The following is a 7,592-nucleotide window of genomic DNA, read 5'->3' on the forward strand; positions in this document are numbered from 1 at the left end:
ACATTTCGTCCAGATGCCAGGTCGATCCTGGCTTGCGGCGTGCGGCCTTGGCGCGATGCGCGAAGCTGGCGCCGAACTTGTCGCCCCAGCGCCGGATCGTCTCGTAGCTCACGACCACGCCGCGCTCGAACAGTAGCTCCTCGATGTCGAGGCTGAGCTGAAATCGAAAGTACCAGCGCACCGCCTGGCTGATCACCACCGCCGGAAACCGGTGACCGTGATAGAGCGATCTCGTCGTCTTTTGCATGGCGAAAGCTTACGTTACGCCATCGGCAACGTGACAATGCCAACTCGGGCTAGCGCGGGCTAGCGCCTGACTGCGCCGTGACAGCGGTCACGAGGACGTTCAGAATGGCGTTCGCCACCACCCAAGGAGGAGCTGGCCCTACCACCGGCGCTGTGCGACATGCTGCGGCCCACATGCCGCGACGCCTATCGGAGTCGCTTGTGACAAAACGTAAAAGCGACGAAACGCTGTTGCGCCCGGCGCGTCAGCCTTTCGAGCGGCAGGCGGAAGCCTCGCTGCGCGAGCACGCCGACCTGCTGAATCTCACGCATGACGCCATGTTCGTGCGCGACATGAAAGCAGCGATCAAGTACTGGAACCGCGGCGCCGAGGAGATGTATGGATGGACGGCTGAAGAGGCGCTCGGCAAGTCCGCGTCCGAGCTGCTGAAGACCCTCTCCGCCGTGCCGCTCGAGCAGATCGATTCGCAGGTGCTGAGCACCGGGCGATGGGAAGGCGAGCTGGTGCATCACAGGCGAAACGGAGCACCGGTGGTCGTGGCGAGCCGCCTGGCATTGCAGCGAGACGAGCAGGGCGAGCCGGTGGCGGTCCTCGCGACCAATACCGACATCACGGAGCACAAGCGGGCCGAGGAGGCTCGGCAGGATCTCGAGGAGCAATGGAGAGCCGCTTTCGAAGCGAATCCCACGATGTACTTCATCATCGATGCGGCCGGCGCGATCCTGTCGGTGAATCCCGTCGGCGCAGAGCAGTTGGGTTGGCGCGTGAGCGAGTTGATCGACCAGCCGGTGCTGAACGTGTTCTACGAAGCCGATCGGGCGTTCGTCCAGGGAAAGGCCGAGCAGGCTTTCCGGCAGCCGGGGCGCGTGATGCGCTGGAAGGCGCGCAAGGTCCGCAAGGACGGCACGGTGCTGTGGGTCCGGGAGTCGGCGAACGCGGTCGTGCTGAGGAGCGGGCCGGTGCTTCTCGTGGCGTGCGAGGACATCACCGAGCGCAAGCACGCCGAAGAGGCGTTGCGCGAGAGCGAGGAGCGCTTTCGCACGCTGGTGAAGTTCTCTTTCGACGTGTACTGGGAGAGCGACGCCCAGCATCGCTTCACCCGGCAGGAGTATTCCGCACAGTTCGACCGCGCGCCGGCGCCGGGCTCGGAGATCGGCAAGACGCGATGGGAAGTGCCCTATCTGGAGCCGGACGAGGAGGCTTGGCGCCAGCACCGCGCAGCACTCGATGCCCATGTCCCGTTCCGCGACTTCGAGCTCGCCCGGGCGACGTCCGACGGCGGCATACGCCATGTGTCGGTATCCGGGCTGCCGATGTTCGACGAGGCGGGGCGCTTCACGGGCTACCGGGGCGTCGGGCGGGACATCACCGAGCGCAAGCGCGCTGAAGATGCCGTCCGCCGCAGCGAGAAAGAGCTTCGGGAGGTGCTCGAGACGATGCCGGCGATTGCCTTCGTCACCGACGCCGATGGCTCCGGTGTGCTCGTCAACCGGCGCGGGAGCGAATACACGGGCTTCTCGCTCGCCGATGCGAACTGGCTGGCTGCAATTCATCCCGAAGATCTGCCCGGCTACATGCAAGCACGGGCGCATCACATGGCGACGGGCGAGCCTTTCGAGCAGGAAGCGCGTGTTCGTCGCGCGGACGGCGAATACCGGTGGTTCCTGAGCCGCGCCGTGCCGATGCGCGGCGAAGGTGGAAGGATTCTGAAGTGGTATGGAATCCTTACCGACATCGAGGACCTGAAGCGCGCGGAAGAGGAACGGCGCGCGCATCTGTGGTTCCTGGAGAGCATGAATCGCGTCAACCGCGCCATGCAGGGAACCAACGACCTCGAGAAGATGATGAGCGATGTGCTCGATGCAGTCCTCGACATCTTTGCTTGCGACCGGGCGTGGCTCACCTATCCGTGCGATCCGGAGGCTGAGGGCTGGCGCGCGGTCATGGAACAGACTCGGCCTGAGTTTCCCGGCGCGTTCAGCCTGGGCGCCGAGCTGCCCCTCGATGCGGATGTCGCCACGGTGTTCCGGACCGCGCGCGCTGCGAACGCAGCCGTGTCATTCGGTCCTGGCTGCGAGCTTCAGCTGCCGGCGCAGCTGGCGGAAAGCTTCAGCATCCGATCCGTGCTCGCCATGGCGCTGTACCCCAAGGCCGATCAACCTTACCTCTTCGGGCTGCACCAGTGCTCGCGCCCGCGCGCCTGGACGGCGCAGGAAAAGCGGCTGTTCGAGGAGACCGGACATCGGCTTGCCGACGCGCTCACCAGTCTGCTCATCTTCCGCAGCCTGCGCGAAAGCGAGCGCAAGCTCGAGGAGGCGCAGCGCATGGCGCATCTCGGTCATTGGGAAGCGGACCTGGACAGCGGTCGCGTGACCGCTTCGGAAGAGGCCTTCCGCATTCACGGCCTGCAGTGGCCCGAGTCCGGGCAACTGGCAGGCCGGTTGCTGGACTTCGTCCATCCGGACGACCGGAAAAGAGTGGGGCAGGCCAATGAGGCCGGCGTGCAAGGCGGACCGCGCTTCGACATGGAATACCGGGTGGTGCGTCCGGATGGCGAGGTGCGCGTGGTCCACAACAGCGCCGACGTGGCGCGCGATCCCTCCGGCCGGCCTCGGCGCTTTTTCGGCATCGTGCAGGACATGACGGAACTCAGGCGGGCCGAGTACCTGACGCGGCAGATCTTCGAGAGCGCCTCCGATGGCATGGCCGTGATCGGGCGGGATTACCGCTATCAAAGGGTCAATGCGGTCTATGAGCGCAATTGGAGGATACCGGCCGGGCAGATCGTCGGCAGGCATGTCGCTGAATTCTTCGGGACCGGCTTCTTCGAGCGTGCCGTGAAGCCGAGACTCGACCGCTGTCTCGCCGGCGAGCAGTTCACGTTCGAAGACTGGTTCGCGACCGATCGGGGGCGCCTCTACCTGTCGGTGTCCTACTCGCCGCTGCGGCTCGATTCGGAGCGCCTGAAGGCAGCGCTCGTGATCACGCGCGATCTCACTGAGCATGTCCTCGCGTCGGAAGCCCTGCGCGAGGCGCAGGCGGCGCTTGCGCGAGTCAACCGCGTGACCACGCTCGGCGTGCTCGCGGCCTCGATCGCGCACGAGGTCAACCAGCCGCTCGGGGCCATGGTCGCGAGCGCCGGGTCCTGCGCGCGCTGGCTCGCGGCCCAGCCGCCCGAGCTCGAAAAGGCACAGCGCTCGCTCGAACGCATTGCCAGGGACGGCAAGCGCGCGGGCGAAGTCATCGAACGCATCCGCGCCCTGGTCATGCGCCAGCCGCCGCGCCGGGACCGCGTCGACGTCAACCAGGTCATTCTCGACGTGATCGCGCTCACGCGCGACCAGCTGCGCCGCAACGACATTGCGCTCGAGAAGACGCTTGCCGACGGCCTGCCGCCCGTGTGGGGCGACAGGGTGCAGCTCCAGCAGGTGCTCCTCAATCTGATCGTCAACGCCATCGAGGCCATGAGCGCGCCCGGCCATCGCCCGCGACAGCTGGTCGTCGGCGCAAGCGAAGCGGAGGGCGGCGTGTGCATCGAGGTGCGCGATTCGGGCCCCGGCGTCGCGCCCGGGATCGCGGACAAGCTCTTCGAGCCCTTCCATACCTCCAAGGCGCAGGGCATCGGCATGGGGCTTTCGATCAGCCGGTCGATCGTCGAGGCCCATGGCGGCCAGCTCTGGACCGCGCCGAACCGGCCCCACGGCGCCGTGTTCCGGTTTTCGCTGCCGATCGGAGGGCCGTAGTGGCAACCGAGCGGCCCGTCGTCTTCGTGGTCGACGACGACCTGGCCATGCGCGAGGCGCTTCAGGATCTCCTCGCCTCCGTCGGCATGGACGTGCGCCTTTTCGCCTCGACGCAGGACTTCATGCAGGCGCAGCGCCCGGACGCGCCCGGCTGCCTGGTGCTCGACGTGCGCTTGCCCGGCGCAAGCGGATTGAGCTTCCAGGAAGAACTCCCGCGAGCGGGCGTCGATCTGCCGGTGATCTTCATCACCGGGCACGGCGACATTCCGATGACGGTGCGCGCCATGAAGGCCGGCGCAGTCGAGTTCCTGAGCAAGCCCTTCCGCGACCAGGAGCTTCTCGATGCGATCGATGCAGCGGTCGAGCGGCACCGCGCGCAGCGCCGCGAGACGGCGCTCGTCGCGGAGCTCCGGCAACGCTTCGCCGCGCTCACCCAGCGCGAGCGCGAAGTGATGGCGCTGGTGAGCGCCGGGCGCGTGAACAAGCAGATCGCAGCCGAGCTGGGCATCAGCGAGGCCACCGTCAAGGTCCACCGGGGGCAGATCATGCGCAAGATGCAGGTGAAGTCCCTGGCGCAGCTCGTGCGCATCGCGGACACGCTCGGCCTCTCCAATCCAAAGCCTTAGGCGCCTAAACCAAAGTCGTAGCGCGCGTGTCGCACGTGCAATGGTCTTGCGCGCGCAATCGGCCTAGTCTCGCTTCAGCGCTCAAGAAGAGCTGCAAGGAGATCCAAGTGCGCGACATGCCGACCGTAGCGATCGTGGATGACGATGAATCGGTGCGAGACACCACGAGGGATCTGCTCGACTCCGCCGGCTTGTCCGCCGCCACCTTCCGCTCGGCCGAGAGCTTCCTGCAGTCGAAGGACACGTGCGCCATCCAATGCCTCATCGCCGACATGCGCATGCCGGGGATGACCGGGCTCGAGTTGCACGGCCGCCTGTCCGCCGCCGGCACCCCGATTCCCACGGTCCTCATCACCGCCTACCCCGACGAACAGGCGCGCGCGCGCGCCTTGAAGACGGGCGTGATCTGCTTTCTCGCAAAGCCCTTCAATGCGGAAGACCTCCTCGCCTGCATCGAGACCGCCCTGCGCGGACGCGATCCTGCGTGAGGCGCACGACCCTGTTTCCCGGAGCTGCTTCATCGAAATGAACCACGAGGACACCGCCATGCACGCCGCCCGCAACTCATCCGTTGCACAGTCCGCCTTCGAGCTACGCTTTCCCTCTCTCAGCGGCACGGGGCGCGCCCTGTCGTTTCCCTGCGATGCCAGCGGCTCGGTGCACATGGACAGCTTGAGCGCGCGCGCACTGAACAACTACCTTCTTGCGCGCGCGCTGACGGGCCGCGACTACGGGTGGCCTAGTGTGCACGCCTCGTGCCAAGTGCAAACCTGAAGCCCGCGATCAGATCCGGGTCGGGTTTGGGGAGCACCGTCATGAGGATGCGCTCGGGCGAGATCTTTCCAGTGAGCTTTCGTTCTGCCATCTCGCTTCCTATTGGGTTGTGCCTGAGTCTTGTTTGAGCGATTCGCTGCCGACCTTGGCAACCTGTCCGTCCTGGACCGACGTGCCGCCGCCGACACCGATCGAGCCCACGATCTTCCCGTCCACGACGATCGGCAGGCCGCCCTCCAGCGGCATGGCGCCTCGAAGTGCCGGATAGCGCAATCCGATCCCGCCTCGCGCCAGCACCTCCTCGAGCTCCTTGGTGGGACGCTTGAATTGAAGCGCACTGCGCGCCTTGTCTTCGGCTCCCCCGAGAGCGCTGTACTGGGTGTTGTCCAGCTTCTCCTGCAGGACGACATGGTCGGCGCTGTCCATGACGACGATCACCATGCTCCAGCCGTTCCTCACGGCCTCCGCCTCGGCAGCGGCCGTCGCCTTCTTGGCCTGGGCGAGGCCGATGGGCGCGCCATAGGGCGTGGTCGGGGGCGGCGGTGGAGATGGCGCCGTCTGCGCGGATGCAGCGGCGACGGCAAGGGTCAAGGCGAGGGCGAACGGTGCGGCAATGGCGTGCCGTGGCGTTCGCAGGATCGATTGCAAGGAATGGCGTTGCTGGGGCATGGGATCACCTTTCATATCATTTCGAATCAACCGTTGCGCGCGGCCCTGCCGGTGTGACGTCGAGGCCATCCACGCCGCTGCGCAACACCGAATCCGCGAGGAAGCCGCCCGCGCGCAGGTCGTCGAGTGCCGCGTTGATCCACTTCAGTCGATCGCTGCGGTCCAGGGGGACCGCAATCGCCTGCGGTACGCCATAGAAGTTGTCAGGCAACAGCCGAAGTCCGGTGGCGTCTTGGGTATTGGCTGCCAGTCGCTGGCGATTGCCGGCAAAAGGCGATCACCGTTCCATCCATGAGCCATTGGACGGCCTCGCGCAACGTGTAGTCAGGCGTCGCACGAACGCGCGCGGCGCCCAAGCGCTCTTGCAGCCATACGCCCACACTGTCGTCGGTGTTCACTCCAACTGCTTGTCTGGCGTCGTCCAAGTCCCGGACCGACTGCATCTTCGAGTCGGCGCGAACCAGCGCACTCTGCTGCACCAGCATATAGGTCTGGGAGTAGAGCACCACGCCCTTTCGCTGCGGATTCGGGGCTACGAATCCGATGTCGACCGATCCGCTTCGCACCGCTTCCAGGACATCGGCTGCCGTCGCGAGAGGCGCAATGGTCGTCGGCACGCCCGCTCTGCGGCCCAGCTCACGGGTGAGATCGGCCACCACGCCCGTCACGACGCCGGTGGCAGGATCGCGCCGCGCCTGTGCCAGGTTCGCGACGATGTATGCAGCCCGCAGTTGGCCTGTGGGCGCCAGGACCGGCTCGGCGGCAATGACGGTTCCGGCGATCAGCGACGACAACAATGGATAGAAGGGAGCCAGACGGGTCATTCAGGTTTGCGCGTTGGATAGGCGCTGTATGTCCTGGACGGCGTTGTCACGTTGAGGGTCCATGGCCGCAACATCGGCAGGTGGCGTTGCGATCCAGAAGGAGCGGACGGATTTTGGGTGAGGCCCGTGAAAAGGCGCCAGGCGTCGAAGCGCGCAGCCAGTTGCTTACGATAGAGCGAGGCGCGCAGCAGATGGCGCTTGAGTGCGAAGTGCTGGCGGATGGGCCCGAAGGTCGAGAGAAAGGCCTGCGTGCGCTCGGGCCAGCGAAAGCCTCGCATGCGCCGCTCGCGCTCACGGGTGGGCTGATGGCTGTTCTCGGCGCGGTTGTTCACGCGGGCGCATGCTTTCACGAAGACGTGCCGGACATTGGCAAGCTGTGCGATCTCGGCCTTCGCAGCCGGATAGCTGCGCAGTCGGTCGGTGACGATCTTGCGGGGGGCCTCCGGGCAGGCGGCGAGCACGCGCTTGAAGAAGCGCTTTGCTGCGACCTTGTCGCGGCGCTTTTGCACCAGGACGTCGAGTTCAGCGCCATGCTGATCGACCGTGCGCCATAGCAGGTGGGGCTCACCGCGCAGCGTCACGAACATTTCGTCCAGATGCCAGGTCGATCCTGGCTTGCGGCGTGCGGCCTTGGCGCGATGCGCGAAGCTGGCGCCGAACTTGTCGCCCCAGCGCCGGATCGTCTCGTAGCTCACGACCACGCCGCGCT

Annotated in this window: 7 protein-coding genes and 2 pseudogenes; 4 read left to right on the top strand and 5 right to left on the bottom strand. The window is 66.2% G+C overall.

Annotation, left to right across the window (positions count from 1 at the left end; genetic code table 11):
- Window positions 1–247 (bottom strand): annotated as a pseudogene (locus AC1DYK_RS35060) (IS6 family transposase); the annotation flags it as partial.
- A 104-nt stretch (window positions 248–351) separates the two neighbouring features.
- On the opposite strand from AC1DYK_RS35060, the gene AC1DYK_RS35065 reads away from it, so the two are divergent.
- The 4 genes from AC1DYK_RS35065 (at window position 352) to AC1DYK_RS35080 (ending at window position 5,390) form a co-directional block, all read left to right on the top strand.
- Window positions 352–3,990 carry a PAS domain-containing sensor histidine kinase gene (locus AC1DYK_RS35065; protein WP_478170474.1) on the top strand — a complete coding sequence of 1,213 codons (3,639 nt, stop codon included), beginning with the start codon at window positions 352–354 and terminating at the stop codon, window positions 3,988–3,990.
- Window positions 3,990–4,616 (top strand): response regulator transcription factor, encoded by a 627-nt coding sequence (locus AC1DYK_RS35070; protein WP_478170475.1) that lies wholly within the window; start codon window positions 3,990–3,992, stop codon window positions 4,614–4,616. Before AC1DYK_RS35065 ends, AC1DYK_RS35070 begins: the two co-directional genes overlap by 1 nt.
- A gap of 116 nt (window positions 4,617–4,732) precedes the next feature.
- Window positions 4,733–5,104 (top strand): response regulator transcription factor, encoded by a 372-nt coding sequence (locus AC1DYK_RS35075; protein ID WP_478170480.1) that lies wholly within the window; start codon window positions 4,733–4,735, stop codon window positions 5,102–5,104.
- A 58-nt stretch (window positions 5,105–5,162) separates the two neighbouring features.
- Complete coding sequence (locus AC1DYK_RS35080; protein WP_478170476.1) at window positions 5,163–5,390, top strand: hypothetical protein; 228 nt, start codon at window positions 5,163–5,165, stop codon at window positions 5,388–5,390.
- 99 nt (window positions 5,391–5,489) lie between these two features.
- On the opposite strand, the gene AC1DYK_RS35085 is transcribed toward AC1DYK_RS35080, so the two are convergent.
- From AC1DYK_RS35085 to AC1DYK_RS35100, 4 genes and pseudogenes are all read right to left on the bottom strand, one after another.
- On the bottom strand, window positions 5,490–6,059 hold the full coding sequence (locus tag AC1DYK_RS35085; RefSeq protein WP_478170477.1) for a GlcG/HbpS family heme-binding protein: 570 nt from the start codon (window positions 6,057–6,059) through the stop codon (window positions 5,490–5,492).
- A gap of 16 nt (window positions 6,060–6,075) precedes the next feature.
- Window positions 6,076–6,270, bottom strand: coding sequence for a hypothetical protein (locus AC1DYK_RS35090; protein ID WP_478170478.1), 195 nt, complete (start codon window positions 6,268–6,270; stop codon window positions 6,076–6,078).
- Entirely contained in the window at window positions 6,263–6,883 is a 621-nt protein-coding gene (locus AC1DYK_RS35095) for a transporter substrate-binding domain-containing protein (RefSeq protein ID WP_478170479.1), read from the bottom strand. Before AC1DYK_RS35095 ends, AC1DYK_RS35090 begins: the two co-directional genes overlap by 8 nt.
- A gap of 104 nt (window positions 6,884–6,987) precedes the next feature.
- Window positions 6,988–7,592 (bottom strand): annotated as a pseudogene (locus AC1DYK_RS35100) (IS6 family transposase); the annotation flags it as partial.

Source organism: Variovorax sp. P2_H12, assembly GCF_056403395.1.

What these genes read in the sequence shown, in the direction of transcription:
- AC1DYK_RS35065 (WP_478170474.1), top strand. Translation starts at nt 352, where the DNA reads ATGGCGTTCGCCACCACCCAAGGAGGAGCTGGCCCTACCACCGGCGCT.
- AC1DYK_RS35075 (WP_478170480.1), top strand. Translation starts at nt 4,733, where the DNA reads ATGCCGACCGTAGCGATCGTGGATGACGATGAATCGGTGCGAGACACC.
- AC1DYK_RS35080 (WP_478170476.1), top strand. Translation starts at nt 5,163, where the DNA reads ATGCACGCCGCCCGCAACTCATCCGTTGCACAGTCCGCCTTCGAGCTA.
- AC1DYK_RS35085 (WP_478170477.1), bottom strand. Translation starts at nt 6,059, where the DNA reads ATGCCCCAGCAACGCCATTCCTTGCAATCGATCCTGCGAACGCCACGG.
- AC1DYK_RS35095 (WP_478170479.1), bottom strand. Translation starts at nt 6,883, where the DNA reads ATGACCCGTCTGGCTCCCTTCTATCCATTGTTGTCGTCGCTGATCGCC.